Origin of the sequence: Haloarcula sp. Atlit-47R (genome assembly GCF_003665985.1) — an archaeon.
Classification (GTDB): Archaea; Halobacteriota; Halobacteria; order Halobacteriales; family Haloarculaceae; genus Haloarcula; species Haloarcula taiwanensis.
The window spans coordinates 35,166-60,988 of record NZ_QPLQ01000004.1; the positions used below are offsets into that span (position 1 = coordinate 35,166).

General features: G+C 63.6%; 30 protein-coding genes. 13 read left to right on the forward strand and 17 right to left on the reverse strand.

Annotated elements, in window-relative coordinates:
* The first annotated feature begins 10 nt into the window (after positions 1-10).
* Positions 11-1,150: an acyl-CoA dehydrogenase family protein gene (locus DVK00_RS14940; RefSeq protein WP_101349992.1), complete on the forward strand. Its 1,140-nt coding sequence runs from the start codon at positions 11-13 to the stop codon at positions 1,148-1,150.
* A gap of 15 nt (positions 1,151-1,165) precedes the next feature.
* On the opposite strand, the gene DVK00_RS14945 is transcribed toward DVK00_RS14940, so the two are convergent.
* Both DVK00_RS14945 and DVK00_RS14950 read right to left on the reverse strand, forming a co-directional pair.
* Complete coding sequence (locus DVK00_RS14945; RefSeq protein ID WP_101349993.1) at positions 1,166-1,582, reverse strand: universal stress protein; 417 nt, start codon at positions 1,580-1,582, stop codon at positions 1,166-1,168.
* A gap of 55 nt (positions 1,583-1,637) precedes the next feature.
* Positions 1,638-3,101: an RtcB family protein gene (locus DVK00_RS14950; protein ID WP_101349994.1), complete on the reverse strand. Its 1,464-nt coding sequence runs from the start codon at positions 3,099-3,101 to the stop codon at positions 1,638-1,640.
* A 221-nt stretch (positions 3,102-3,322) separates the two neighbouring features.
* Between DVK00_RS14950 and DVK00_RS14955 the strand changes: the two genes are divergently transcribed.
* From DVK00_RS14955 to DVK00_RS14970, 4 genes are all read left to right on the forward strand, one after another.
* On the forward strand, positions 3,323-3,847 hold the full coding sequence (locus DVK00_RS14955; protein ID WP_101351431.1) for a DoxX family membrane protein: 525 nt from the start codon (positions 3,323-3,325) through the stop codon (positions 3,845-3,847).
* Positions 3,848-3,861: 14 nt separating this feature from the next.
* Positions 3,862-4,158, forward strand: coding sequence for a hypothetical protein (locus tag DVK00_RS14960; RefSeq protein ID WP_101349995.1), 297 nt, complete (start codon positions 3,862-3,864; stop codon positions 4,156-4,158).
* A gap of 191 nt (positions 4,159-4,349) precedes the next feature.
* A complete protein-coding gene (locus DVK00_RS14965) occupies positions 4,350-5,042 on the forward strand; it encodes a metal-dependent hydrolase (protein WP_121512490.1) in 693 nt (230 codons plus the stop codon).
* A gap of 72 nt (positions 5,043-5,114) precedes the next feature.
* Complete coding sequence (locus DVK00_RS14970) at positions 5,115-5,801, forward strand: protein sorting system archaetidylserine synthase (protein WP_121577949.1); 687 nt, start codon at positions 5,115-5,117, stop codon at positions 5,799-5,801.
* A 21-nt stretch (positions 5,802-5,822) separates the two neighbouring features.
* Here DVK00_RS14970 and DVK00_RS14975 read toward each other — a convergent pair whose 3' ends face one another.
* On the reverse strand, positions 5,823-6,599 hold the full coding sequence (locus DVK00_RS14975) for an alpha/beta fold hydrolase (protein WP_101349997.1): 777 nt from the start codon (positions 6,597-6,599) through the stop codon (positions 5,823-5,825).
* A gap of 147 nt (positions 6,600-6,746) precedes the next feature.
* Between DVK00_RS14975 and DVK00_RS14980 the strand changes: the two genes are divergently transcribed.
* A complete protein-coding gene (locus DVK00_RS14980) occupies positions 6,747-6,992 on the forward strand; it encodes a hypothetical protein (RefSeq protein ID WP_101349998.1) in 246 nt (81 codons plus the stop codon).
* Positions 6,992-9,265, forward strand: coding sequence for a CDC48 family AAA ATPase (locus DVK00_RS14985; RefSeq protein ID WP_121577950.1), 2,274 nt, complete (start codon positions 6,992-6,994; stop codon positions 9,263-9,265). The genes DVK00_RS14980 and DVK00_RS14985 overlap by 1 nt, the downstream gene beginning before the upstream one ends.
* A 56-nt stretch (positions 9,266-9,321) precedes the next feature.
* Here DVK00_RS14985 and DVK00_RS14990 read toward each other — a convergent pair whose 3' ends face one another.
* Positions 9,322-10,074, reverse strand: coding sequence for a TrmB family transcriptional regulator sugar-binding domain-containing protein (locus DVK00_RS14990; RefSeq protein WP_121537646.1), 753 nt, complete (start codon positions 10,072-10,074; stop codon positions 9,322-9,324).
* Between the two features lie 129 nt (positions 10,075-10,203).
* On the opposite strand from DVK00_RS14990, the gene DVK00_RS14995 reads away from it, so the two are divergent.
* Together DVK00_RS14995 and DVK00_RS15000 are read left to right on the forward strand one after the other, a co-directional pair.
* Positions 10,204-11,739, forward strand: coding sequence for a histidine kinase dimerization/phospho-acceptor domain-containing protein (locus DVK00_RS14995; protein WP_121537576.1), 1,536 nt, complete (start codon positions 10,204-10,206; stop codon positions 11,737-11,739).
* A gap of 61 nt (positions 11,740-11,800) precedes the next feature.
* Entirely contained in the window at positions 11,801-12,361 is a 561-nt protein-coding gene (locus DVK00_RS15000) for a DUF420 domain-containing protein (protein WP_121577951.1), read from the forward strand.
* A 3-nt stretch (positions 12,362-12,364) separates the two neighbouring features.
* On the opposite strand, the gene DVK00_RS15005 is transcribed toward DVK00_RS15000, so the two are convergent.
* From DVK00_RS15005 to DVK00_RS15025, 5 genes are all read right to left on the reverse strand, one after another.
* Positions 12,365-12,922, reverse strand: a complete 558-nt coding sequence (locus DVK00_RS15005) for a GNAT family N-acetyltransferase (protein ID WP_101350002.1) — start codon at positions 12,920-12,922, stop codon at positions 12,365-12,367.
* Between the two features lie 56 nt (positions 12,923-12,978).
* Positions 12,979-14,421, reverse strand: a complete 1,443-nt coding sequence (gene purF / locus DVK00_RS15010; RefSeq protein WP_121537574.1) for an amidophosphoribosyltransferase — start codon at positions 14,419-14,421, stop codon at positions 12,979-12,981.
* A gap of 14 nt (positions 14,422-14,435) precedes the next feature.
* The gene (locus DVK00_RS15015; protein WP_004517916.1) at positions 14,436-14,609 is read right to left on the reverse strand and encodes a 50S ribosomal protein L37e; all 174 of its coding nucleotides are present in this window, start codon (positions 14,607-14,609) and stop codon (positions 14,436-14,438) included.
* Positions 14,606-14,788 (reverse strand): LSM domain-containing protein, encoded by a 183-nt coding sequence (locus DVK00_RS15020; RefSeq protein ID WP_004517917.1) that lies wholly within the window; start codon positions 14,786-14,788, stop codon positions 14,606-14,608. The genes DVK00_RS15015 and DVK00_RS15020 overlap by 4 nt, the downstream gene beginning before the upstream one ends.
* A 73-nt stretch (positions 14,789-14,861) precedes the next feature.
* A complete protein-coding gene (locus tag DVK00_RS15025; protein ID WP_121577952.1) occupies positions 14,862-15,920 on the reverse strand; it encodes a M20/M25/M40 family metallo-hydrolase in 1,059 nt (352 codons plus the stop codon).
* A gap of 111 nt (positions 15,921-16,031) precedes the next feature.
* Here DVK00_RS15025 and DVK00_RS15030 point away from each other — a divergent pair, with 111 nt between their 5' ends.
* Entirely contained in the window at positions 16,032-16,310 is a 279-nt protein-coding gene (locus tag DVK00_RS15030) for a hypothetical protein (RefSeq protein ID WP_101350005.1), read from the forward strand.
* Between the two features lie 84 nt (positions 16,311-16,394).
* Positions 16,395-17,345 (forward strand): zinc-dependent metalloprotease, encoded by a 951-nt coding sequence (locus DVK00_RS15035; RefSeq protein ID WP_121537572.1) that lies wholly within the window; start codon positions 16,395-16,397, stop codon positions 17,343-17,345.
* A 37-nt stretch (positions 17,346-17,382) separates the two neighbouring features.
* Here DVK00_RS15035 and DVK00_RS15040 read toward each other — a convergent pair whose 3' ends face one another.
* The gene (locus DVK00_RS15040) at positions 17,383-17,913 is read right to left on the reverse strand and encodes an Rrf2 family transcriptional regulator (RefSeq protein ID WP_023843253.1); all 531 of its coding nucleotides are present in this window, start codon (positions 17,911-17,913) and stop codon (positions 17,383-17,385) included.
* Positions 17,914-17,988: 75 nt separating this feature from the next.
* Positions 17,989-19,533, reverse strand: a complete 1,545-nt coding sequence (locus DVK00_RS15045) for an alkaline phosphatase family protein (protein ID WP_121512340.1) — start codon at positions 19,531-19,533, stop codon at positions 17,989-17,991.
* Positions 19,534-19,656: 123 nt separating this feature from the next.
* Between DVK00_RS15045 and DVK00_RS15050 the strand changes: the two genes are divergently transcribed.
* Positions 19,657-20,082 carry a DUF5796 family protein gene (locus DVK00_RS15050; protein ID WP_101350008.1) on the forward strand — a complete coding sequence of 142 codons (426 nt, stop codon included), beginning with the start codon at positions 19,657-19,659 and terminating at the stop codon, positions 20,080-20,082.
* Between the two features lie 40 nt (positions 20,083-20,122).
* On the opposite strand, the gene DVK00_RS22305 is transcribed toward DVK00_RS15050, so the two are convergent.
* Entirely contained in the window at positions 20,123-20,257 is a 135-nt protein-coding gene (locus DVK00_RS22305) for a hypothetical protein (RefSeq protein WP_004517924.1), read from the reverse strand.
* Between the two features lie 85 nt (positions 20,258-20,342).
* Between DVK00_RS22305 and DVK00_RS15055 the strand changes: the two genes are divergently transcribed.
* The gene (locus DVK00_RS15055; protein ID WP_121577953.1) at positions 20,343-22,460 is read left to right on the forward strand and encodes a CDC48 family AAA ATPase; all 2,118 of its coding nucleotides are present in this window, start codon (positions 20,343-20,345) and stop codon (positions 22,458-22,460) included.
* Positions 22,461-22,731: 271 nt separating this feature from the next.
* Here the strand turns inward: DVK00_RS15055 and DVK00_RS15060 are convergent, their stop codons facing one another.
* The 5 genes from DVK00_RS15060 to DVK00_RS15080 form a co-directional block, all read right to left on the reverse strand.
* Positions 22,732-23,751: a DUF4349 domain-containing protein gene (locus DVK00_RS15060; protein ID WP_101350010.1), complete on the reverse strand. Its 1,020-nt coding sequence runs from the start codon at positions 23,749-23,751 to the stop codon at positions 22,732-22,734.
* A gap of 78 nt (positions 23,752-23,829) precedes the next feature.
* The gene (locus DVK00_RS15065; RefSeq protein WP_121577954.1) at positions 23,830-24,648 is read right to left on the reverse strand and encodes a carbon-nitrogen family hydrolase; all 819 of its coding nucleotides are present in this window, start codon (positions 24,646-24,648) and stop codon (positions 23,830-23,832) included.
* Positions 24,645-25,076 (reverse strand): SRPBCC family protein, encoded by a 432-nt coding sequence (locus DVK00_RS15070; protein WP_101350012.1) that lies wholly within the window; start codon positions 25,074-25,076, stop codon positions 24,645-24,647. The genes DVK00_RS15065 and DVK00_RS15070 overlap by 4 nt, the downstream gene beginning before the upstream one ends.
* Positions 25,077-25,143: 67 nt before the next feature.
* Complete coding sequence (locus tag DVK00_RS15075; RefSeq protein WP_004592831.1) at positions 25,144-25,371, reverse strand: hypothetical protein; 228 nt, start codon at positions 25,369-25,371, stop codon at positions 25,144-25,146.
* Between the two features lie 63 nt (positions 25,372-25,434).
* The gene (locus tag DVK00_RS15080) at positions 25,435-25,632 is read right to left on the reverse strand and encodes a hypothetical protein (RefSeq protein ID WP_101351434.1); all 198 of its coding nucleotides are present in this window, start codon (positions 25,630-25,632) and stop codon (positions 25,435-25,437) included.
* Positions 25,633-25,823: the final 191 nt, after the last annotated feature.

A 25,823-nucleotide genomic window follows, 5' to 3' on the forward strand; every position in this document is an offset into this window, starting at 1 on the left:
TAGCTTCGGTATGGAGTTCGACGTTCCCGGCGAACACCGGATGATACGGGATTCAGTCCGCGAGTTCTGTGAGAATGAGATTCAACCGATAGCACAAGACATCGAGGACGAGCACCGCTTCCCGGCCGAGATATTCGAGGAACTCGGCCAACTGGACGTGATGGGTGTGCCGATCAGCGAGGAGTGGGGCGGGCTCGGCGGCGATACGCTGATGTACGCGCTGGTCGCCGAGGAACTCGGACGCGTCTCTGGGAGTATCGGACTCTCGTACGTGGCTCACACGTCGCTCGGGAGTAAGCCGATAGAGCTGTTCGGCACAGCCACACAGAAGGAGCGCTGGCTTACACCGCTCGCCACCGGCGAACAGCTCGGCGGCTGGGCGCTGACGGAACCGGGAAGCGGGAGCGACGCCAGCGACATGGACACGACGGCCAAGCGAGACGGCGACGAGTACGTCATCAACGGCACCAAGCAGTTCATCACGAACGCCTCCGTCGCCGGCTCGGTGCTCGTCAAGGCCGTCACAGACCCCGGAGCGGGCTACGACGGCATCTCGACGTTCATCGTCGCGCCCGAGGACGACGGCTGGGCGGTGACGACCGAGTGGGACAAGATGGGGCTGAACGCCTCGCCGACCTGTGAACTCCAGTTCGACGACTGCCGGATTCCTGCGGACCGACTGCTCGGCGAGGAAGGAGCCGGCTGGGAACAGACGCTGCAGACCCTCAACGGCGGCCGCATCTCTATTGCTGCGCTCTCGACGGGACTCGCACAGGGGGCCTTCGAGGCCGCGAAATCCTACGCCACCGAACGCGAACAGTTCGACCGTCCCATCTCGAAGTTCGACGCCGTCCGGGACAAAATCGTCGAGATGGACCGCAAAATAGAGCGTGCTCGGCTGCTGACTCACAAGGCTGCGACGATGTACGACCAGGGAGAAGACGTAACGCGACTCTCGTCGCTTGCGAAACTCGACGCCAGCGAAATCTGTCGCGAGGTCGCCGAAGACGCCGTCCAGGTGCTTGGCGGCTACGGCTACACGACAGACTTCGCCCCGCAGCGGTTCTACCGGGACGCGAAGCTCATGGAAATCGGTGAGGGCACAAGCGAGATACAGCGGATGGTACTCGGCCGAGAACTTGGACTTTGACGACGCCTACAGCGTTCAGATGTCGGACGGACTCTCCGGGACGACCGTGACTGGCACGTCGGCGGCGTCGATGACCGAAACCGCCGCGTCGCCGTCGCGGATTTTACCGGCTAGACCTTTCGGCTCGTGGCCCATGACGATATGTTGCACATCCACGTCAGCCGCGAGTTCGAGTAGTTCGTTGCCGACCCGCGTGCCCGAACGCATTGCAGACCGACCGACGTGTTCGATAGCGACCGTTGCCACGACATTGGTGTCGCGGAATCGGTCCCGCATCTCGTCCCGGAGTTGCATGGCCGTGCCGTCGGCGGTGTCTTCGTCGACGAGGTGGACGACGTACAGTTCCTCACCAAGTCCGTCTGCGAGTCGAACCGCCGTATCGATGACTGCCGGGGAGACTGAATCGTTGGCGATTGCAACGAGAATGGTCATACAGGACCAACGGCCTTCGCGTCCAAATCACTTTCTGCCAACCTAACAGGTTGGCTTACTCTGTCGCCTTCAGGTTGTGGACAGCGTCAACGTACTCGACCACCTCGGCAGTCGGTTGGATGGCCGAGAGAATCGCGTCGGCGTCCTTGTACGCCATCGGCGCTTCGTCCCGGACGCCTTCGATGACGGACTCCGAGTAGATGCCGTCCATCGCCGCGGCGAACTCGTCCATGTCGACCTCGCTGTGGGCCTGCCGACGGCTCATCACGCGACCCGCGCCGTGTGGTGCTGTCTGGTGGTACTCGTCGTTACCCTTCCCTCGTGCGATAATCGACCCGTCGGCCATGTTGAACGGGACCAGCAGCCGCTGGCCGTCGCGGGCCGGGGTCGCCCCCTTGCGGATGGTGAGGTCGCGGAAGTCGATGTAGTTGTGAATCGACTGAAAGCGGTCGACGGGGTCGATACCCAGCGCGTCACAGACGGCGTCGCTCATCAGGTCGCGGTTCCAGCGGGCATATTGCTGGGCGAACAGCATATCGACGAGGTAGCCGTGGGCCTCACGGCCTTCGAGCCAATCGAGGTCCGTGTTGCGGTCCTCGTCGTCGCTGCTGTGGATGGCGTCCTGCACCTGTCCCAGCGCGTCGAAGGCGTCTTCGATCTCGGAGCCGTCGAGTTCCCGGCGTAGCCGCTCTTTCCGGATGTATGACTCGCCCATGCCGCCGGTGACCCAGGCGTAGAGGTCCCGGGATTCGACGGTGTCCGGGTCGAACTTCAGGTACTCGACGTACTCCTCGGGAATCTGCTCGCGGATCTCGCCGATGGTCCGGCGGTCCGTCGCCGTCGACTGCCAGTATTCGGCGACGGACTTGCCGAGGTAGCGGGAGCCACTGTGGATGACCAGCCAGTAGTCGCCCGATTCGCGTGCCTGTCCGAACTCGATAAAGTGATTCCCGCCGCCCAGCGTCCCCGCGCTCTTGATGATATACCCCATGCCCTGGCGCTGGTCTGCCAGCACGCGGTCACACAGCGACTCGAAGTACTCCTCGTCGTAGCCGTCGAAGTCGAACTCCACAGGGTCGATGTGTTCGCCGAACCGCTCCGCGTAGGCTGCGTCGAACTGCTCGAAGACGCGGTTAGCCCGCTCGAACGGGAACTCCTCGACGAGGTGGACGGCGTCGTCGTAGTCGTGAACGTTTCGCCCCATCGGGACCGCCTCGCGGACGCGTCGCTCGCGCTCGGCGTCTTCCAGCGGGAGGTCCGGTCCGAGGTTTGTCGCGGCCATTCCACAGCCGACATCGACGCCGACGATGTTCGGGACGACACGGTCGCCCAGCGGCATGGTGAATCCGATAGGTGCGCCGGCTCCCCAGTGCGTGTCCGGCATGATCCGCACCGGTTCGGTGAACGCCGGGTGGTCGATGAGCGTCTCGATCTGCTCTCGACACCCGCTCTCGACGAGCGATTCGTCGTCGACCATCACCCGCGCCGTGGTGTGTTCGCCCGTCAGTTCGAGTACCATTGGTGTCATAGCGTAATCGCATGGAGGGTTTGAACCTCACGGTGGCCCGTAAGCGACTGGCACTCCGCCGAAGCAACAAAAACCCGAGGCCGAACAGGAGGTGACAGGCTAACCCGGTGATATATTCCTTCTCAGCCGCTGAGATGGGTTTTCACTCTGTGAGAACTCCCGTTCCCTTATATGCCACCGTAGTTCGGAATTCCACATGTGAGGTGACACAGATGTCCTATCAAGCGGCGAACCCCTTGGCAGACGAGTTCGAGTTCGAGCTCGGCGGGGCGTGGACCGCGTACTGGCTAGCGTTCCTGCGTGTCGTGACCGGCTGGTGGTTCTTCCACGCAGGCGTGACAAAGCTCATCGAGAACGGGCTGGCCTACACCTACGGGCCGACGTATCTCAAGCAGATGACTGGCACGGCACTCGGTCCGATCCCCGTGCTGATGGGCGAACACCTAGGCTGGTTCATTCAGGCGATGGTCCCGCTGGGCGAGACGCTCATTGGGCTCGGACTGATGGTCGGCGCGCTGGTCAGGCTCGCCTCCGTGTTCGGGGTCTTCTTCATGGCCCTGTTCTGGATCGGCAACGCGAGCTTCGGCCACGGGCTGGTCAACAGCGACTTCATGGGTCTGCTGCTGTTCATGACGATGATCGTGCTGGCGACTGGTCGCTACTACGGCCTTGACGCGATCATCGAGAGGACCAAACTGGTCAAACGAAACCCGAAACTGAGGTACCTGCTCGGTTAAGGAGGTGACCACCAATGCAACAACACACCACCGTCATCGACAAAGCGGCGATGGCACTCAGCGGCGGTCTGATGCTGCTGGGCGTCGTCGTCCTCGGCATCGTGGAGATACTGGCGGGTAAGCCCTACAGCGCGGCACCGCTGACGAACGAGGCGGGCGAGGTCATCGCGACTCCGATGGTCGATCCGACGCTCCGGACCGGGCTGGTCTTGGCCGGCATCCTGGTCCTGGCTCTGTACGGGCTCTACAAGCTCGTCGCCCCGATGAAGGGGGCGGCGGCCACGACACAGCAAGACGTAACGGCGGACTGAGCAATTGTCGTTTTCGCTGTTGTGACTCGATATGTCGTCTCTGCCGACAGAATTGTTAATGGGTGCCGTTCCACCCCACCACGTCCCCACTGACAATGTATTTACTGTGGCCATATTAATCAAGTGGGGTAGTTTCGTATTCTGATAGAGCCCACCACAACGCTCATTTCTGTGGTGGTGTTGAAATGTATATGCCTTCGCTGGTGGTTCACTACGCCTTCGTGGGGTTACTCGCTGCAACGCTGCTTGGCGCTGCATTCGATAAGCGGTCGCTGCTACTGTCGATACTCGTCGTCACGTTCCCCGACGTTGACGCGTTTATCGGGCTCTACTGGCAGGCCGGCCACCGGGCCGCGACGACGAACCTCGTTATCCCGGCGGTGCTGGCGCTCCTTATCGGAGTCGACCTGTACGTGCGTGACAAATCGTATATCAGGAGCCGCTGGGGGGCTTACGGTGTTCGGGTCAGTTGGTTCTGTGTCGTGGTATATGTGGTCGGGCACGTACTGCTAGACCTGATTACGGGCGGTGCAAACCTCTTCTGGCCGCTGTACGACCAGTTCTATCAACTCAGCGGTCACCTAGAACTGTCGAGCCAGCGCGGCATCGTCCAGACGTTCGTCGAACTGCCCGAACCGCGCGCTCAGACGCCCGGCGGCACCGGCACGGGGGGCAGCGGTGGGTCGACCACACAGTCGATGGGCAACTCCAGCGAGGTCCAGATGAGCACCGGCATCGACCCCAACCCGGGACAGCCGGAACCCGAGGCCGTCGACCGCGTGTTCCCCATCGCCCGGAGCGGCTGGGAGCTGGTCATCCTCGTTGTCGGGACGCTCGCCACCGCCGCTCGTCTCCGCTTCGGCCACGACCTCTCGGACGAGTGATAGAGCGTCGGTCGGCACCGAGGCGCGTTCGCTTTCGAGTCCTTCATATACGCCGTGGCCAACCGGAGAACCATGGGCTTCGAGGTACGCCGACGACTCAGTGTCGCCGACACGGTGACGTTGTTTAACGCCGTCGTCGGGTTCGTCGCCGGAGCCATCGCCTTTACCGACCCGCATCTGGCCGCTCGCCTCATTCTGCTGGCGGTCATCGCTGACGCAATCGACGGCATCGTCGCCCGGAACGGCGACAGTTCGGCGGTCGGCCCGCTGCTCGACTCGGTGACCGACGTGGTTTCGTTCGGTGCGACACCGAGTCTCTTTCTGTACGTGCTGTTGACAGACGCCTACGGCGGTATCGAGGTCGCACATCCGGCCGTGTTCGTCGGTCTCGCATTGCTCGCCTCCGCGTACGTTGTCTGTTCCATCGTCAGGACGGCGTTCTACTCGACGTACTTTGATTCTCCCGACCAGCGGCCGGGTATGCCGAACACGCTCGGGAGTATCATCATCGCGACGGCGTATCTGAGCGGTATCACGAACCCGCTCGTGTTGAGTATCGGCGCGCTCGCGCTCTCGCTTGCGATGATCGCGCCCTTTGACTACCCGAAGCCGGGACCAAAACACGCCATCCCGATGGGTGTCGTGCAGGCGGTCGCCGTCGTTGCGCCGGCGGCACTGTTCCGGGCCGGACCACGGGCGATGCTCGCCATCGCGCTGCTGTTTTTCGCGCTCGGTCCGTGGGTTTACCCCGGCGAGTAACCCTCGCCGGTCGCACTCCGCTCAGACCGCCTCCTCGATGAACTCCGTCAGAGTGTCGTTGAAGACCTCGGCTCGTTCGACCATCGCCAGGTGGGCAGCGTCGGGAACGAACGACACCTCGCCGTCGGGGATCTCGCTGGCCAGCGTCTCGTGATACGCTCGTGGGGTCAGTTTGTCGTGTTCGCCACAGACAGCCAGCACGGGCACATCAATCTCGCCCAGTCGGTCCCGCACGTCGAAGCCATGACAGGTCATGAAGTCGCGGCGGGTCACTGCCTGCCCGACTGCCTCCATCTGCTCGCGTGAGCGCGACACGGCCGCGTGATCGATGTCGTGGAACAGGCGGTCCCGTTCGTGCAGGAACTCGACAGCACGGTCCCAGTCGTCCGCAAGCCATTCTTGCAGCCCTTCGAACACCGGAAGTTCGGGGCCGGTCCCAAGCAACACAATCGCTTCGGGCGCCCAGTCTCGCTCCAGCGCGACCCACTGTGCAATGGCACCGCCAAGCGAGTTCCCGACCAGCACGTCCGCGTCTGTCTCCCGCCCCACAGCGACTACGTCGTCCGCGTAGGCGTCGAGTGTCGTGGTCCCGGCCGCGGTGTCGATATCGTCCGACTCTCCGTGACCTGACATGTCAAGCGCGACAGCGGGGTGGGTTGGCCCGGACGGGGCGTACTGGCGACCCCACACTCGGTGTGTCGCGCCGCTACCGTGGACATACAGCGCTGTCGGTCCTCCCCCAGCAGGCTGTGTCTGTCTGTACGCCGTGACTCGCCCGTGGTGACTGACCCGTTCCATGCGGTACCGTTCGGAAGCGGTGTGGATAAAAGATTGGCGCGCCCAGATACAGTGTGAACCGCATTCAATCAACTTCCAGTATTTTCCCGCAGTACAGCGCATTTCAGCGATAGGTTTATATACTAATCTCGCTTACTTTGAGTTAGCATGACTTCGGAACAGCAGTTGTTCGACGAGACGCCCCTCCGCCGATTCGAGTACGACGACAGCGTCGTGCTCGCGGCGGACGTGGGACCCGATGCCGACGCGAGTGTCGATGTGGTCGACGGGACCGTCATCGTCGTCGCTGACGGCCACCAGTACGAACAGGAACTCCCTGGTGACGACGCACGAGCGTTTATGAACCACGGGGTTCTCACTATCGAACTGTCAGAGCGCGAGGGAGATAACTGATGAGACTTACTGTCAAACCACTCAAACAGAAAGACGCCGGCCGAGGCCTCGCGGCTATCGACCGCGCCGCGATGGACGAACTCGACCTCGAGAACGGCGATTACATCGTTCTCGAGGGGAAACAGGACAGCCGCGCGGTCGCCCGCGTCTGGCCCGGCTACCCCGAGGACGAGGCGAAGGGCATCGTCCGTATCGACGGGCAGCTCCGGCAGGAAGCCAACGTCGGTATTGACGACCACGTAAACATCGAGAAAGCCGATGTCAACCCCGCGACCTCGGTCACCGTCGCGCTACCCCAGAACCTCCGGGTCCGGGGCAACGTCGGGCCGATGATTCGCAACAACCTCAGCGGGCAGGCCGTCACGCAGGGCCAGACCGTCCCGGTGAGCTTCGGCCTCGGCCCGCTCTCCTCGATGTCCGGACAGAAGATTCCCCTGAAAATCGCGGAGACCGAACCCTCCGGCACGGTCGTCGTGACCGACTCCACGGACATCCAGGTCAGCGAGATGCCCGCCGAGCAGGTCCACAGCGGCGAGGGCGCGCCCGAAGCGAGCGACACGCCCGACGTGACCTACGAGGACATCGGCGGTCTCGACCGCGAGCTCGAACAGGTCCGGGAGATGATCGAGCTGCCGATGCGCCACCCCGAGCTGTTCCAGCAGCTCGGCATCGAGCCGCCGAAGGGCGTCCTCTTGCACGGCCCGCCCGGTACCGGGAAGACGCTGATGGCTAAGGCCGTCGCCAACGAAATTGACGCGTACTTCACCACCATCTCCGGCCCGGAGATCATGTCGAAGTACTACGGCGAGAGTGAGGAGCAGCTCCGCGAGGTGTTCGACGAGGCCTCCGAGAACTCCCCCGCCATCGTCTTCATCGACGAAATCGACTCCATCGCGCCCAAGCGCGGCGAGACCCAGGGCGACGTGGAACGCCGCGTGGTCGCCCAGCTACTCTCGCTGATGGACGGGCTCGAAGAGCGCGGACAGGTCATCGTTATCGGCGCGACGAACCGCGTCGACGCTATCGACCCGGCGCTGCGCCGCGGCGGCCGCTTCGACCGCGAAATCGAAATCGGCGTCCCGGACAAGGAGGGCCGCAAGGAAATCCTGCAGGTCCACACCCGCGGGATGCCCCTCTCCGAGGAAATCAACATCGAAAACTACGCCGAGAACACCCACGGCTTCGTCGGCGCTGACCTCGCCTCCCTCACCAAAGAGAGTGCGATGAACGCCCTCCGGCGCATCCGCCCGGAACTCGACCTCGAATCCGACGAGATTGACGCCGAGGTGCTCGAACGTCTAGAGATTGAGGACGAGGACTTCCGCGAGGCGATGAAGGGCATCGAGCCCTCCGCGCTCCGGGAGGTCTTCGTCGAAGTCCCTGATGTCACCTGGGACTCCGTCGGCGGCCTCGAAGACACCAAGGAACGACTCCGGGAGACTATCCAGTGGCCGCTCGAGTACGAAGACGTGTTCGAGTCGATGGATCTGGAAGCCGCCAAGGGCGTGCTGATGTACGGCCCGCCCGGCACCGGGAAGACCCTCCTCGCGAAGGCAGTCGCCAACGAGGCCCAGTCGAACTTCATCTCCGTGAAGGGGCCGGAGCTGCTGAACAAGTTCGTCGGCGAGTCCGAGAAGGGCGTCCGCGAAGTGTTCAGCAAGGCCCGCGAGAACGCCCCAACCGTGGTGTTCTTCGACGAAATCGACTCCATCGCCAGCGAACGGGGCGGCGGCACGACCGACTCCGGCGTCGGCGAACGCGTCGTCTCCCAGCTGCTGACGGAACTGGACGGCATCGAGGACATGGAGAACGTCGTGGTCGTCGCGACCACGAACCGCCCGGACCTCATCGACGACGCGCTCCTGCGCCCCGGTCGGCTGGACCGGCACGTCCACGTGCCCGTCCCCGACGAGGACGCCCGGCGCGCCATCTTCCAGGTCCACACCCGGAACAAGCCCCTGGCCGACGGCGTCGACCTCGACGAACTGGCCCGCCGCACGGACGGCTACGTCGGCGCGGACATCGAAGCGGTCGCCCGCGAAGCGTCGATGGCCGCGACCCGGGAGTTCATCAACAGCGTGGACCCCGAGGAAATCGGTGACAGCGTCAGCAACGTCCGCGTGACAATGGACCACTTCGAGCACGCGCTTGAGGAGGTCGGCCCCAGCGTCACCGAGGAGACCCGCGAGCGCTACGACGAGATCGAACAGCGCTTCGACCGGGCCGAACCCGGCGTCACCGAAGAGAGCACGGCCAGCCGCACCTTCCAATAGGGACGGGCGACACACCAGCGCTGATTTTCCGCAGTTGAGGGTCGATTTTCGTTGCGTTAATGATCGTCAAGCCTGTCGAGCGTGATTTCGAGACATTCGTAGGCTTCCTTTGTCGCACCGGCCCCGCCGACAGTGACCGGTCCTGAATCGGCGTCGATGGTGAGCGACCGTTCCGCCGGGTTCTTGCTCGATGCGGGATAGACGAGACTCTGCCGGGCATTTATTACGGGTCCTGATATCGTTGTCTCAGTTCGGTCCGTCGTCGAAAGGACCCGAGCGCGAGCAGTGATCGGCGTCCCTTCCCGTAGCGCCAGTGCCGCCATGAGTACTGCAAATTGAAACGCGGAGAACGTCCGCGGGAACGCACACATGTCGGCGACGTAGCATTCCGTTCCCATCAGCCAGTGACTGCCGAGAAACATCGTGAACTCGTCATGTGCGAGGTTCTCGTTGTCGAATGTAGTCGCCTGATGCTCTGCCATCGAGTCAGTCAGCAGTCCGGAATGCCCAGTGAGCCCGCGCTGCATATCGGCGGTCACAAGCAGCGGGGTAATGCCGCTCTCGATTGTCCGGACCGCCGTCGCGATGTCCTCATATGCGGGCGTCGATGCTGTCTCATCGCCGTGGACAAGTAACAATACCAGTACATCCCGCTCGATAGCGGCGCTGAGTTGCGGCATAAACGCAGAGAGGGCCGATTTCGGGAGCGCAATCGTGAGACTCTCATCGGCACTTTCAATAAGTGATTGCATCGCACTGATGACTGACGACTGGGTCCGGTGGATTTCCAGTCCCGATTGTCCCATCAGCATAGAATTCGGTGCTACGTGTATAAATTGTCTCCTGAATCGGAAGCAAGCGGCGCTGAGACGGGAACCGTCATCAGCAGAGAGAGGTCTGGTGTAACTTCTTTATGTGCGTGTCTCTTTGGATGGGTGATGAAGTCACAGCCCACCGTCCTGTTCGTCCGCAGTCCGAGCCAGGACAGGGCCGCGATTTCGATGCTCCGGGACAGTGGCCTCACCGTCAACGAGTTCGACGGGGTTCGTGATCTGGAGTGTGCGCTCGAGGACTACGACACGGACTGCGTCGTCACGAACTGCGAAGTGGAGAACGTGGACGGGACACAGTATCTCGGTGGGCTGACCGTGATCGAACGGCTGCGGGAGAGCCACCCCGAACTCCCGGTTGTCCTCTTTGCCGAAGTGACAAACGGCGACATCGCCCGTGAAGCCTACAGCCGCGACGTGTTCGGCTACATTCCGAGTACAGTAAGCGATGCCCACCAGCGACTTCTGGCACAGGTCGATGCCGCTGTCGCTTCCAGTCCGGCCCGGCAGCGGGCGAACAAGCGAAAACAGCTCAACGAGGCTGTCCGGCTGGTCAATCAGGCGCTCGTCCGCTCACAGTCGCGGATGGATATCGAACGCGATGTCACGGCGGTTCTGGCAGGCACAACCAGATACACTGAGGCCTGTACGGTGACCTGTCAGTACGACAGGCCGGTCGTTCGAGCGCTGGGGTCACAGCGTGACCACGTTTCTATTACCGCACCGGACCCGTTGCGCCGCGCTGAGTCAGAAAACCGACTGGTCGTTGCAGACATCGACCACGCAACGGTCGCAGACGACACAGAGGCACTGGAGACGGACTGCACCCGAATTCTTGCGGTCCCACTGGTGTACGGCGGGGATTCGTACGGTGTCCTCGGAGTATACGCCGACAGTGTCGACACCTTCGACGCGGAAGAACAGGATACGTTCAGGGAGGTCGGGCACAACATCGCGCTGGCTATCGACGCCAGCCAGACGAAAGACGCGCTCCAGCAGCGGACGACGGAGCTGGAACAGCAGAAAGAGCGGCTCCGAGAGCTCGCACAGATTATCTCACACGAACTCCGGAACCCGCTTCAGGCGGCGATGGGTCGGGTCGAGCTGCTAGCCGCTGAACACGCCGCCGAGGAGTTCGACGCCATCCAGCGCAGCCACACCCGGATGTCGTTTCTCATCGACGATCTCATGGAGATCGCCCGAGAAGGCGGCAGACAGTACACCGTCGAGCCAGTCGCGCTCTCCGACGTGATGGCCGACGCTTGGACGACGGTCACCACCGATGGGTCGACCATCGAAATCGACTGTACCGAGACGATACTGGCCGATAGCAACCGCCTGCGTCAGCTTGCGGAAAACTTCTTTCGGCTCGCCACGGAGCAGGGTGACACCGGGAAGATAACGATCACCGACACGGCCGACGGATTCGCGCTTGAACACGACAGCATCCCGTTAGAGGTGGGACAGGAGGGACCGTTTGAGCTCTATTACGCTTCCAGTGACGAGGGTGGCGGACTCCATCTCGCCGTGATCCGAGAAATCGCACAGGGCCACGGGTGGGAAATCGCCCTCTCCAACGACCCGACGGGACGGGTCCGGCTGCACGTGACCGGTGTTGAGCGGCCGTCAGCGAAACCCACGTAGCGACCCCGCCTCGCCGTACGTGACTCGAAACCGTATTTTGCATCCAGTCCGGAGTTGCGGTATGGATCTTCAGGCTCGGTATCGCGTGCCAGCACTCACTGGCCTGTTGACGGTCGTGTCGCTCGCGCTCGTGTTTGGGGCCGTTCTCGGGGCGATTCCCCGGTCGGCTCTCCCCGCTGCGCCCGCGAGCGTGCTCGGGGCAATCCCTCACGCCAACGCTGTGGTCAGTGCCCTCGCTATCGGCACAATCGTCGGTGGCGTTCGAGCAATCCGTCGCGGCAACGTCGCGCGACACCGAAAGCTGATGCTCTCCTCGTTTGGCCTGTTCGCCCTGTTTCTCGTGCTGTATCTCTATCGGATAACGCTCGAAGGGCCAACGGACTTCACCGGTCCGTCGGTCGTCGAGATGTACTTCTACCTGCCGTTTCTCGCCATCCACATCCTGCTTGCCATCATCGCTATCCCGGCGGTGTACTACGTCCTGCTGCTGGCCTACACGTACCCCGTCTCGGAACTGCCGTCGACGAACCACCCGCGGGCCGGAAAGCTGGCCGCGGGGCTGTGGCTGATCTCGTTCTCGATGGGTATCGCCGTCTACGCGATGCTGTACCTGATCTGGTGAAGACTAGCGCTCCGCTCTGAGCAGGCCGAACCACAACATGTCTCGCCACGCGCCGTCAAGATACCACTCCGCCCGGTGCGTGCCTTCTTTGCTGAATCCCAGTCGGTCGACCACTGCGACGGAACGGTCGTTCCCGCCAACAATCTTCGCCGACCACTTCCGGAGCGCCCGCTGGTCGAAGCCATACTGGACCAGTCTGCCCGCTGCCTCGGTGGCGTACCCCTGGCCCCAGGCATCCGGGTCGAGCCAGTAGGCCAGTTCGGCTGTGCCCCGCTCTGGGTCGTGGTCGGTCATGGCGACGAGTCCGACCGGCTCGGTTCGGTCCTCGACCCGTCCGGGACTTCCGTCCGGGTCGATACAGACCAGTAGATGGACCGAGTCCTCGTCGGACAGCGTCTCCTCGTAGTAGGACTCCATCTGGTCGGTGGTCGGCGGGCGGGCGTACGTCCCCAGCCCCCAGACCTTCTCGTCGTGAAACACGCGCTGTATCCAGTCGAGGTCATCCCGCTCCGGGGACCGGAGGGCAGTTCGGTCAGTTGCGAGGAAGGACGGCCCTGGCATGCGTGAGTCCTTGCTCGGACTGCGCAAAAATGTGGTGCCAGTCTGCACCGACGACGCTAGTCGTCAGCCGGCCTCGATTGCGTCCCGATATCGGGGCGGGCAACGTCGCGGTCCGTCGCCTCGCCCTCGATGTCGTAGGGGTATTCGCCGGTGACACAGCCGAGACAGAGGTCAGTTTGGCTCTTGTCAAGCGTCTCTGCGATGGCGTCGATGGAGAGATACGACAGCGAGTCCGCCTCGATTTCGCTGCGGATCTCGTCGACGGACTGGTTCCCGGCGATGAGTTCGTCCCGTGAGGCCATGTCGATGCCCATGTAACAGGGCGCGACGATGGGCGGCGCTCCGATGCGGACGTGGACCTCCTCGGCCCCGGCGTCTTTCAGCAATTGGATCAGTTGCGTCGAGGTGGTCCCGCGGACGATAGAGTCGTCGATGATGGTGACGCTTTTGCCCTCGATAGTCGACTTGATGGGGTTGAGCTTCAGCCGGACGGCCCGCTCGCGCTCGTCCTGGGTCGGCATGATGAACGTGCGGCCGACGTACCGGTTTTTCATCAGCCCTTCAGCGAATTCGATGTCCGAACCGTCGTCCTGTGCGGCTTCGGCGTATCCGGAGGCGAACGCACGTCCGGAGTCAGGCACCGGCAACACCACGTCCGATTCGACGCCGGACTCTTCCCAGAGTTTCCGGCCTAGTTCGCGCCGGACCTCGTAAACGAGGTTCTCGTCGATGGTCGAGTCCGGTCGCGCGAAGTAGACGTGTTCGAAGAAACAGTGGGCCGTGTTCTCGGGCTGGATTAGCTGGTACGTGTCGTAGCCGGTCCCGTCGGCGTGCAGGACGACGAGCTCGCCGGGCTTGACATCCCGGATCAGTTCGCCGTCGAGCGTGTCGATGGCGGCCGACTCGGAGGCGAGGACGTAGCCGTCCTCGAGTTCGCCGATACACAGCGGCCGGTTGCCCTGCGGGTCGCGCACACCGAGCACCGTCTCGTCGTGCATGATGGTCAGTGAGTACGACCCGTGGATACGGTTCATCGTCCGCTTGACGGCCCGGACCAGGTCCTCCTCCAAGAGATTACGCGCGAGGTCGTGGGCGATGACCTCGGTGTCGCCGTCGGACGTGAAGGCGTGGCCGAGGTCGGCCAGTTCGTCGCCGATTTCGTCGGCGTTGACGAGGTTCCCGTTGTGCGAGAGGCCCAGCGACCCCGACTTGAACGAAACGGAGAACGGCTGGGCACAGCAGGCGTTGACGCTCCCGGCGGTCGGGTATCGGACGTGGCCGATACCGTTCGGGCCGTTGAGCGCCTCCAGATCACCGGGGTCGAAGGCGTCACCGACGAGTCCCATTTCGACGTGGCTGTACTGCTGGAACCCGTCGTGGGTGACGATGCCAGCCGATTCCTGGCCGCGGTGCTGAAGCGCGTACAAGGAGTAGTAAAGCGGTCGGGCGGCGTCACGGTCCTCCAAAGAGATGCCAACAACGCCGCACTTCTCGTGCATTTGTGTTGAGTGTGTTATTCGCCCGCTTTCGACTGCCACTCGTAGTCACGCCGCTTGGCCGACTTGCCGAAACCGCACGACGAGCAGACCTTCTTTTTCGTGTGATACGACTTTTCACCACACCGTCGGCACTTCGTGTGCGTCGTGGTGTTTTTCTTGCCCTGACTCGGAGTTCCTGCGCCAGTCATGGAGTAATTGAGACGACGTTATCGCCGCGTATAATCGTTGTGTCTTCATCCTCAACGACGAGGTTCATGTGTTGGTCGTAGCCGGTGAGTTCCCCCTCGAACAGCTCGCCACCCTTCAGCTGTACGGTGACTGTCTCACCGAGGGACGCTTCGAGTACATCCAGCGGTCGTCCACTCATGTACGGTTTGGATAGTGATGGCCGCTTAAACGTACCGTTTGCGCGATGGCACTCCCACCACGGTTCCGATATCCTAGACCTCGACGCTAAACGGCGCTCGGTCGGCCGCTCGGACGGCGAAACCAGCCAGCAGGTCCGCGAGCGCGTCGAGGTCGTCGGGGTCGATAACCTCGACCGGCGTGTGCATATAGCGGTTCGGCAGGCCGACGTTGACCGACGGAATTCCACCCCGCGAGGTGTAGAAGGCGTCCGCGTCGGTCCCGGTCCGGATGCCCGTCGCCTGCAACTGAATGTCGATGTCCTCCTCTTTACCGGTCTCCCGGAGTGCGTCGACCGCGACCGGATGGTTCGCGCTCCCGCGAGCGACGACCGGTCCTTCGCCGAGTTCCACACCCGTCGCGGCCTTGCCGGGCGAGCCCGGTGCGTCCGTCGCGTGAGTCACGTCAGCGGCGATGGCAACGTCAGGCGCGAGGTCGAACCCGACCATCTTTGCACCCTGCACGCCGACCTCCTCTTGTACTGTCGAGACCGCGTAAACCGTCGCGTCCACATCCGACTCTGCCGCACGGCGAAGGCCCTCAGCGGCCGCCCAGATACCGATGCGGTTGTCCATCCCCCGGGCCGCCAGCCGGCCGTTCTCCAGTTCGCTCAGCGTCTGGACGAACGTCACCGGGTCGCCACGGTCGACGAGCGATTCCACTTCGTCGCCGTCCGCTGCACCCACGTCCACGTGCTGTTCGGTGATCTCCGGCACGGAGTCGTCATCCGAGTCCCGGAGGTGAATCGCGGTCTGTCCGACGACGCCCGAGACGGGACCGTCGGCCGTGTGAATGGTGACGTGTTGCCCGCGCGAGACAGTCTTGTCTGAGCCGCCAATGCGGCCCAGTTTGACGAAGCCGTCGTCGGTGAAGTCCCGAACAATGAAGCCGATCTCGTCCCCGTGGCCCGCGAGGGCGACGGTCGTGTCGCCGCCCTCGACTTTCGCGACGGCGTTCCCGTAGTCGTCCGTTCGAACCTCGTCGGCGAACTCGCTGACGTAGTCGAGCCACACCCGCTGGCTGTCGGCCTCGTATCCAGACGGACCGGGCGTTGTCAGAAGGGATTCGAGAAACTCTCGTCGTCGTGTGTCCATAGGCGACATAGATCCCCCGTGGTCATGAAAACAGCGGACTGCACACGGATGGGACCGGCCGTCGTAGCCCGGTACCGCCACGGCTAAGAGCCGCGGCGTCGAACTGTCACTATGGCAGAATTCACCTTCCTGGAAGTACATCTCGACGGTGCGGAGTTCACTGCGAACGCTCCGTTCAGCGCTGGTGACGATGACGACGGCTCAGACAGCACGTCGTCGTGGTCGCGGACGGACAGATCACGCGACGAAACGGACGCAGAAGGCGGCAGTGGCCCCAGTGTCGCTCGCCTCGCACTCGCGGTACTCGGTGTCGTCGCAGTTGTCGCGCTCGTGCTGCGCCTGTACCTCGGCGGGTCCGATGACGGTGCTGCTAGCGATGGCGACCTGTAGCGGATAGGCCCCGCTCCCGAACCGGACGCGGGGAGTCGTTTTTACAGGGAGAAGGCCTATTTCCTCCCGCCACATTTCAGACGTATGGGATTATACCACAGTGTACAGGCTGTCGCCGGCGCGACCGGCGACGGCCCCATCGACTGGAGTGCTGTCGCCGACGCCGCAAAGGGGGCCACTGACACAGGCGACCTCACCGTCGAGAAGCCTGAACGCGACGGCTACGCCACCGACGTTCGGGACGCCAGAGACCGCGTTCGTGAGGTCGGTGAACTCGCCTTTGATCTGCCCGAGACTGTCGAAATCCAGAACCGCCACCACTGGATCGACGCCAATGTCGCGACGTTCAGTCGCGTGATGGAGCCGATCGAACAGCAGGCCGAGTACATGCCCGGCATCGCCCGCGTCGTCAACACCGGGTCGATGGCCGTTGCATTGTCGTTCCTGGGAAACAACGTTCTTGGCCAGTACGACCCCGTCCTGCTCGCGGACAACGACGCCCACGCGCTGTACTTCGTGCGCCCCAACATCAACCGGGTCGCCGATCAGTTGAACGTCGAGCGGGACCGTTTCCGCCGCTGGATCGCGTTCCACGAGGTCACCCACGCAGCGGAGTTCGGCGCGGCCCCGTGGCTCTCGGACCATCTCGAAACGGCGATGGAGGACGCCATCGACAACCTCACCGACGGCAACATCGACCGGACGACGCTTGGTGAACTCGATACGACGATGACCGCCGTCGAGGGGTACGCGGAACTGCTGATGGACCGTGCCTTCGACGACGCGTACGACGACCTGCGGCGGAAAGTCGATCAGCGCCGACAGGGACGTGGTCCCATCGCGTCGCTTATGCGACGACTGCTCGGTCTCGGGATGAAACGGCAGCAGTACGAACGCGGAAAGGCGTTTTTTGACACAGTCGCAGACGCCCGCGGCGTCGCTGCGGCCGGGCGCGTCTGGGACTCGCCGGACACCCTTCCCACTGAAGACGAAATAGAGACGCCGACGCTGTGGATCGACCGCGTCGACCCCTGAAGTAGGCTACAGCACGCTACGTGGCCGTACAGACCGCTTATTTCTCCGGCTCTTCGACAGGCGCTTCGATTTTCGCGACGTCGAGGAGGATTTCGCTGTTCGATTCGTCGACAGCGACAACCGTCCCGGCGACGACGAGCTTTGAGATCGGCGTCGGGCCGAGAATGACTGCCTGGCCTTCGCTGAAGTCCTGTACCGAACTCTGGAGGTGGAACCGGGCGCGGCACTTCTCCGGGTCGTGGACGTTCGTAAAGTTGATTTCCTCGACAGTGACGTCGACCCGTTCGTAGTCGTGAGCGACGACGACGCTCTCGGCCTCGTCGATCTGCTGGCGGTCGATTGCGTCGAAGGCCTCGGAGGTCGGCTTGTATCCGCCTGTCGGGCCGGGAATACCTTCGACAAGCCCCAGCGAGGTCAGGCTCTGCATCTGGTTTCGTACTGTTCCGGGGTTCCGGTCGATCTCCTCGGCGATTGTCTCACCGGTGACCGCCTCACCGGTCTGTTGATACCTGTTTACCAGCGTCGTAAGCATCGTTCGCTGGCTGTTGTTCAGATCGATGCTAACCATACCGGTGTGTATCGGGAGCGGCTACTTATCCCATTGGGTTCACTCATTCGACGCCAGTCGCTGGCACGGCCGCAGCTACTCCATGTATCCCAGTTGTTTCAGGCGGTCTTCGACGGCGTCGCCGTCGTCGCTCCCGAGCGCGTCCGCGATGCTGAGCGGGTCGCGCTCGCCGACGGCGGGGTCCTCGGCAAACACCGGGAGCACCTCGCCGCGCATGTCCGTCGGCACCGCACAGCCGTGGGCAGCTAGCAGCGTCGGGGCGATGTCGAGGATGCTGATACGGTCGAGTTCGCCCTGTGGCTCGAAATCCGGCCCACTGGCGGCGAAGATGCCGTAGGGCGTGTTCTCGGCCGCCCAGCGGTCAGGGCCGCTCTGGACAGTCCCGCCGCCGATGCCGTCGTTGACGTGGACGCCCGGACGCTGGTCGACGACGACCTCCGGCCCGGCGTCGACATAGGGGCCGCTGTACACGTCCTCGCCCCGGTACACGTCGGTAAACAGCGGGCCGTGTTCGTCCTCGACCTCGCGCAGGTCGGCCATCAGCGACTCGCGGACCGATTCCACGTCGAACCGGGGGTTGATGTACACAGGCCCCTGCCCACTGGCGACAACTTTCGTCTGTTCTAGGTCGATAGCTTCGAGCTTCCGGTCCCGCTTGACGCCGTCGCGCTGTGGAACAAGCTGCTGGATGGACTCGGGGACGACGCGAGCGAGCGTGTCGACCAGTCCAGCACGCTTTGCGACCGCAAGCAGGTTCTCCCGGTCGAGTCCGATCCGGGTGAGGACGGCGTCGACGCTGGTGTCCCGGACCTGATAGCCGTTTTCGGCCAGCCACTCGTTGATGTAGAACTCCGTCTGGGTCGCGTCGCAGCCGTGATCAGACATCAGGACGAGGTTCAGCTCCTCCCGGTCGTCGAGTCGGCCGACCCACTTGTCGACCAGCTCCCACGCGCGCAGGCTCGGTTCGTCGTCCCAGAAGAAGTGATGCAGGACATTGAGGTAAAACAGCGTCACGTGGACGAAATCGAGGTCTCGCTCGTCCAAGAGCGTCGTCGCTACCTCGAATCGCTTCTCCAGCAGGTCGAGAATGGCGTCGACCTCCGCGCCGCGCTCGTCGTTCGAGGACAGCAGCGGGTCCGGGTGGACGCTGTAGTCGAACCGGGATTCAAGTTCCTCGGCCAGTTCCGGCGGCGAGGTGTAGCCGGAGCTGATTGACCGGTATTCGCCCTCGACGGCGTCAGGGCCGCCGGCGACGACGAGGTCGTCGATGTCCCGCGGCGGGTACATCGTCGGCATGTTGACGACGCCGGCCGACTGCCCCTCGTCGTTGAGGTAGTCCCACAGCTCGGCGGTATCGTAGTCGCCGCCGTTCATTACGGTGATCTCGCCTGCGGCGAGGTCGACGTTCTCGAACCAGAACACGCCAAAGCCACCGGGGTCTTTCCCCGAGGAGTAGCACTTCCAGTTCGGGAACGTCACTGGCGGCAGACAGCTCCGTGTCCCCGCCCAGGTACCGGTGTCCCGTAACGCGGCCAGATTCGGGAGCTCGCCGGCCTCAATCCACGGGTCGAGCAGTTCCCAGCTCGCGCCGTCGAGGCCGACGACGAGGGTCTTCGTCATGCTGAGACGGAGACAGGCGAGTCACTAGTCCCTTTCGCACCCGTCGCCAACGCGGGCCGACGGGCGACCGCGGGTCGAAACTAACAACGCGTCACTTTTGAGCGCGCCGCCGGAACTGGCAGTATGAGCAACCGGTCGGACATCGCACCGGACACCGTCTCGGTCGAGTTAACCGAGGACGGCGTCGTCGTGGAGTACCTCGACGGCCGCCAGGCGTTCTATCACGGCGTCCCAACGGCGGTCGAAGGGAGCATCCAGACTGCCCCGGGAAAAGACACACACGTCCTGATTACCGACGAGACGGAGACGTCGGGTATCCTCGTGTACGTCAACGACCTCCGGACGCATGACGACATTCTCGAAGAGACGGGCGTCGGACGGGTCATCCTTGACGACGGCGAGGAAGACGAACTGTTTCCGGGGGTCACGGTCCGGGACAATCAGATGCGGACAGAAGTGGAAGTGGACTACGACGTGACGAACGGCCGGGTATTCGTCTTCGAGGAGGACGAACTCGGCGAGCGGAGCTTCGAAATCGTCGAAGCGTAATACCTGTGGTGCGGGTGCGTGACTGCGAGGGCGAGGACCGTTACTGGATGTAGGACGGGTCTTCGTCGTCACAGTTCTCCTCGTGTTGACGCGCGTCGCTCTGGTCGTCGAACATCAGGCCACAGGTCTCGCACTTGTACCACGTGACCTCGTCTCGCTCGGTTTGGACAACCATACCAGAGATTCCGACGGCCGCCCGTATATTATTTTCCCGCAACACAACGGGAACCCTCAAGGGAGTCGGATTGCAAGAAGGCGGCATGAGCGGGGCCACTGACGCCGGTGTCGAACTCACAGTCGAGGGTGCGAACAAGCGCGACGCCGGGCGCGGTATCGCACGACTGCCGGAGTCCGCACGGACTGAGCTGGGCGTGCTGAGCGGGTCGCCCGTCATCGTTGAAGGCGACGATAGGACTGTCGTGAAGGTCTGGCCGGCGGATGACGACGGGTCCTTCGTCCGCATTGACTCAGATACCAGAGCGAACGCCGGCGTCAACATCGGTGACACGGTCACCGTGACCAGCGGGTCAGTCTCCGAGGCCACTGAGATCGCCGTCCAGCCGGTCGAACCGATGCCGGGCAGCGAGGACTACGAGAGTCTGGTCAGGAAGCGCCTCGTCGATCAGATAATCCAGGCCGACGAGCGGACCCACATCGAGGGGCTGGGGACCTTTCTCGTCCGCAAAACGTCGCCGTCGGGGCCGGTTCGGGTCACCGGCACGACGGCAGTGACTGTGCTGCCCGGCCTCGACGGCGGCAGCGATACCGACCAGTCGTCATCCGACGAGGCAGCCACGGCGAACACACCGACCGCCGAGACGGAGTCCGGGGTGAGCTACGAGGACATCGGCGGCCTCGACGAGGAACTGGACCGCATCCGGGAGATGATCGAGATGCCCCTCTCCGAGCCCGAGGAGTTCCGCCGCCTGGGCATCGACCCCCCGAGCGGCGTCCTCCTGCACGGCCCGCCCGGGACGGGGAAAACCCTCATCGCCCGTGCCGTCGCCAACGAAGTCGACGCCTACTTCGACACCATCTCCGGCCCCGAAATCGTCTCCAAGTACAAGGGCGAAAGCGAGGAGCGACTCCGGGAGGCCTTCGAGAAGGCCGAGGCGAACGCGCCGGCTATCCTCTTTGTCGACGAAATCGATTCCATCGCGGGCTCCCGCGACGAGGACGCCGACATGGAGAACCGCGTCGTCGCCCAGCTGCTCACACTGATGGACGGCCTCGAAGACCGCGGCCGGGTCGTCGTCATCGGGGCGACGAACCGCGTCGACGCCATCGACCCGGCGCTGCGCCGCGGCGGCCGCTTCGACCGCGAAATCGAGATCGGCGTCCCCGGTGAGAGCGGCCGTCGCGAGATTATGGATGTTCACACGCGGGACATGCCGCTCCACGAGGACGCAGATCTGGACCGCATCGCCGCACAGACCCACGGCTTTGTCGGGGCGGACCTCGCATCGCTGACCACTGAAGCCGCGATGGCCGCACTCCGGGCGGACCGCGATGACGGTGACGTCCACCAAGACGACTTCGAAAGTGCGCTCGCCACCGTCGACCCCAGCGCGATGCGGGAGTACGTCGCCGAGTCGCCGACGGCGACGTTCGACGACGTGGGCGGGCTGTCCGAGGTCAAACAGACGCTGACGGAGGCTATCGAGTGGCCGCTGTCGTACGGAGAACTGTTCACCGCGACGAACACGGACCCACCGAGCGGTATCCTGCTGTACGGCCCGCCCGGGACGGGGAAGACCCTGCTGGCGCGGGCCGTCGCCGGCGAGAGCGACGTGAACTTCATCCACGTCGCCGGGCCGGAAATCATGGACCGGTACGTCGGTGAGAGCGAGGAAGCCGTCCGAGAACTGTTCGAGCGCGCCCGCCAGACCGCGCCGAGCATCATCTTCCTCGATGAAATCGACGCCATCGCCAGCCACCGCGGCCAGGGCAACGAAGTCACCGAGCGCGTCGTCTCGCAACTGCTTGCCGAACTGGACGGCATCACCGAAAACCCCAATCTGGTCGTGTTGGCCGCGACCAACCGCCGGGACATGATCGACGACGCGCTGCTGCGGCCGGGTCGCCTCGAACAGCACGTCGAGGTCCCCAACCCCGACCGTGACGCTCGCGAGGAGATTCTCGCTGTCCACACCGCCGGGAAACCGCTCGCTTCTGACATCGATATCGCGGACCTCGCCGAGGAGACTGATGGTTTCTCTGGCGCAGAACTGGAGGCCGTCGTCCGTGAAGCGTCGATGTTGGCCATCCGGGAGGTGGCGTCCGCCTACGGGCCCGAGGAAGCCACCGAGAACGCCGACGAAGTGACGATTACGCGTGCACACTTCAGCGAAGCGCTGGAACGGGAACGCGCGCGGTAGCCACGAGCGACGCGGTCGGGTCAAGCCGTTTTGCAGCAACTGCTGGTCAGTGGTTTCTCTTGACGCGTTCGGCCGAAAGGCGAGGAGAGGCGAAAGGGTCGACTCCGGGAGAGGAGTAAAAAGGCTGTCCGGACAGCCTTGGCGGACGAGCGACGCCGAGTGGCCGAGCAGCGAGACGGGCGTTAGCGCCGGCATCGACGTGAAAAGCGCCTTGCCGGCAGCTACTCGTAGCGAGTGGACACGCAAAAAAGGCCCGGTTGTCGGGTTCCGGCTACGCCTTATCGTCAGGCGACTCCGAATCCGGTTGGTCAGTGGGCTCCTGCTGTGGGGCGTTGCCTCCGCCTCCACCGTCGCCGTCCTCTGTAGCTGATTCCGACGCGCCACGTCGGCCCAGTAGCGGGAGCGACCGACCGCGAAGGAGCCGCCGGCCGCCGACGACTGGAACGGCGAGGGCGACGAGCCAGGGCGCGAGACTCGCAGCAGTCACCAGCAGGCCTCGGGTGAACACGTATACGTCGGTCACCGACGAGAGGAACGCAGTGACCAGCGACCGCTCGTGGTACGGCACCTGCTGGGCCGACGGTTCCGGCGCTGGCTCGTGGATTTCGACACGCAGCGTCGAATAGGCGACCCGCTGTTCGAGTGAGCGTTTCTGTGCTTCGAGACGTTCGATGTCACTCTGCACTGACGACAGTTCGTCCTCGATGCGGAGCAGTTCTTCCGTGCTATTTGCCCGGTCGTAGAAGGCCCGCAGTCTGTCGCGGCGCTCCCGGAGATTGGTCAGCCGCGCTTCGAGGTCGACCAGTTTGTCGGTCACGTCTTTCGTCGTCGTCTCTTCGGAGCGGACCGTCCCCTGCTCGGCCACCATCGACTGGGTCGACTCGTACTCCTCGCTTGGCACTCTGACGACGATGTATCCGGTGTACCACGTTTCGCCGTCATCGCGGTGGAGTTCACGGTTGGAGTCGCTCACGTACCCGCCGGACGCGCGAGCGCGGGCGGCGATTGCGTCGGCCGTCGTCGAGTAGTTCTCCACTTCGACCACCATCCGGCCGTTGCGGATGATGGCCCGGTCGGCCGCCGCGTCGCCGGCCTGAATATTCCCGCTATCCGCGGCGTTCGCCCCGGAGTCCGCTTCGACGGGCTGACTTGAGCTGCTGTCACCGCCGGACATCTGTGCGCCGTCACCGCCGCCCTGTGGCCCGCCCGCGTCGCTGCTCCCACCCAGACCGGCACAGCCGGCAAGGAGGAGGAGGGCGACGACAGCGAGGACCCTAACTCGCGAAGCCATACGGGATGGAATCGTCCTGACGACGGTATAATGACAGCGAACGCTCAAAAACCGCTTTTTGTCAAACAGCGACTGCGGTTATGGCCAGTCCGTCCGGCGGTCTGCAAGCGCCGGAAACTCCTCGCGGACCTGTTCGACACGGGTCGGGTCGAGAGTGGCAGTCACCAGCGCGGGGTGGTCGTCGGCGCTGGCGAGCGTCGTTCCCCACGGGTCGTACACCGTCGACCGACCCAGCAGTTCCGCGTCCTCGAATTTCCCGACGCCGTTCGCTGCGGCGACGTACAGCTGATTCTCGACTGCGCGGGCGCGACCGAACAGTTTCCAGTGCTCGACGCGCGGATACGGCCACGCACTGGGCACGAGCGTCAGCGTCACGCCCTCGTCGACGAGGTGGCGGTACAGCGCTGGGAACCGGAGGTCGTAGCAGGTGGTGACTCCGACAGTGAACCCCTCGAAGTCGACAGTCGGAACCGTCTCACCCGGCTCCAGTAGCTGGGATTCCGCGGAGTCGTAGCCAAACAGATGCTGTTTGCGATACACTGCCCGTCGCTCCCCGTCGCGGTCGAAGAATACGGCGGTGTTCGCCAGTCCGGCATCGGCGGGCACGTCGAACCCGGCCTCAGCGCTCGTCGCCAGGTCCTCGACGACGCTCCCGGCCACCACAGCCACGTCGTGGTCCGCGCCGGTGCTGCGGATTCGACTGAGCGTCTCGCCGTCCAGCCCCTCTGCTTCGCGTGCGTATCGGTCGAACGCGAAGTAGCCGACGTTGAACAGTTCCGGAAGCACGACGAGGTCCGCGCCGTCCGCGGCCGCGTCCTTGATGGCGGTCGTCGCGCGGCTGACGTTCTCGGCGACCGAGTCCGACGAGACGTCTATCTGGGCAAGTGTGAGCCTCATGCTTCGACTTCGAGGTCGTCCCGCAGCGCCTGTTCGAGGTTCTGCATCTCGCCGTCGAGGTTCCGCTTGAAGAAGCGCTCGACGCCCGGGAGCTTGCCGTCGACGATGAACCGGTTCGTCAGCTTCGTGCCGCCGTCGGCTGTCTCTTCGAGTTCGTGTTCGCCCTGAACGGTCATCACCTTCGAGCGACCGATAAAGCGAGCGTACTCCGGGCGACGCTGTTCGACGTCCTCGGTTTTCACCGTCATCGTCTGGTTGACCACCGGAATCGGGAGTTCGATCGACCAGTTCGCGTGTGTGTCGTCGATGATTTCCCAGTCAGTGACCACACTAATCGGCCGAGCCCGTTTATCCGGGTCAGTGATGAATTCCCAGACACGTTCCGGTGTGGCCGGCACAGTCATCGTTCGTTCGACCCGGACAGTCATGGAAGATACTGAGGACTACTGGCCGATGAATCCACCGATTGTAACAGTGCGGAAAACCCGGCAGCGGCTATCCAGTCGGCGTGACGCGCCACGTCGTCGACCGTGCGCGCCCCCATTTCTCGATCTCGACCTCGTCGGCCTCCTCAGCTAAGCGTGGGAGTCGCGCACCCACTTGCTTCGACGAGAGGCCGAGCTGCTCAGCGATGTTCTTCGCGCGGAAGTAGCTCTCCCCACGCGAGACGCTGTCCCGGAGATATTCGAGAATGCGTCGGTCTTCCTCGCTGTAATCGGCCATATAGGAGATACGGTCTCGGCGTTTTTAACGGTTCCCTTCACAGTCTCGCAGCTGATACCGGTATCAGGCGTCGTAGGCGTGGATCGCCACGATAGCCACGGCCGCGGCGAGCATCGCGAGCCCGAACGCGCCGCCGGACGTCACGAGCAGGTTCCCCGTCTCAAGCTCCTGTGCGTGCAACACTGCGTAGTTGTAGCTGTTAGTTGCTGTGAACAGGGCCGCACCGACCGAGACGAGCCCGAACACCAGGGCCAGGCCCATCCCCATGTCGCTTTTGGACGCCTTGGAACTCATGTACGACGCTTTCGGTGTTGCCCACTTAGTTCATTCGGGCTGGGGCCACAGGACATATACCGACCTGTCGAAGCGAACCAGCCGCTCGTCTCGGACCCGGTGCTCTACGTCAACGAGACCCGCGGCGCGTGGGACCGGGCGAACCTCACACAGTCCGA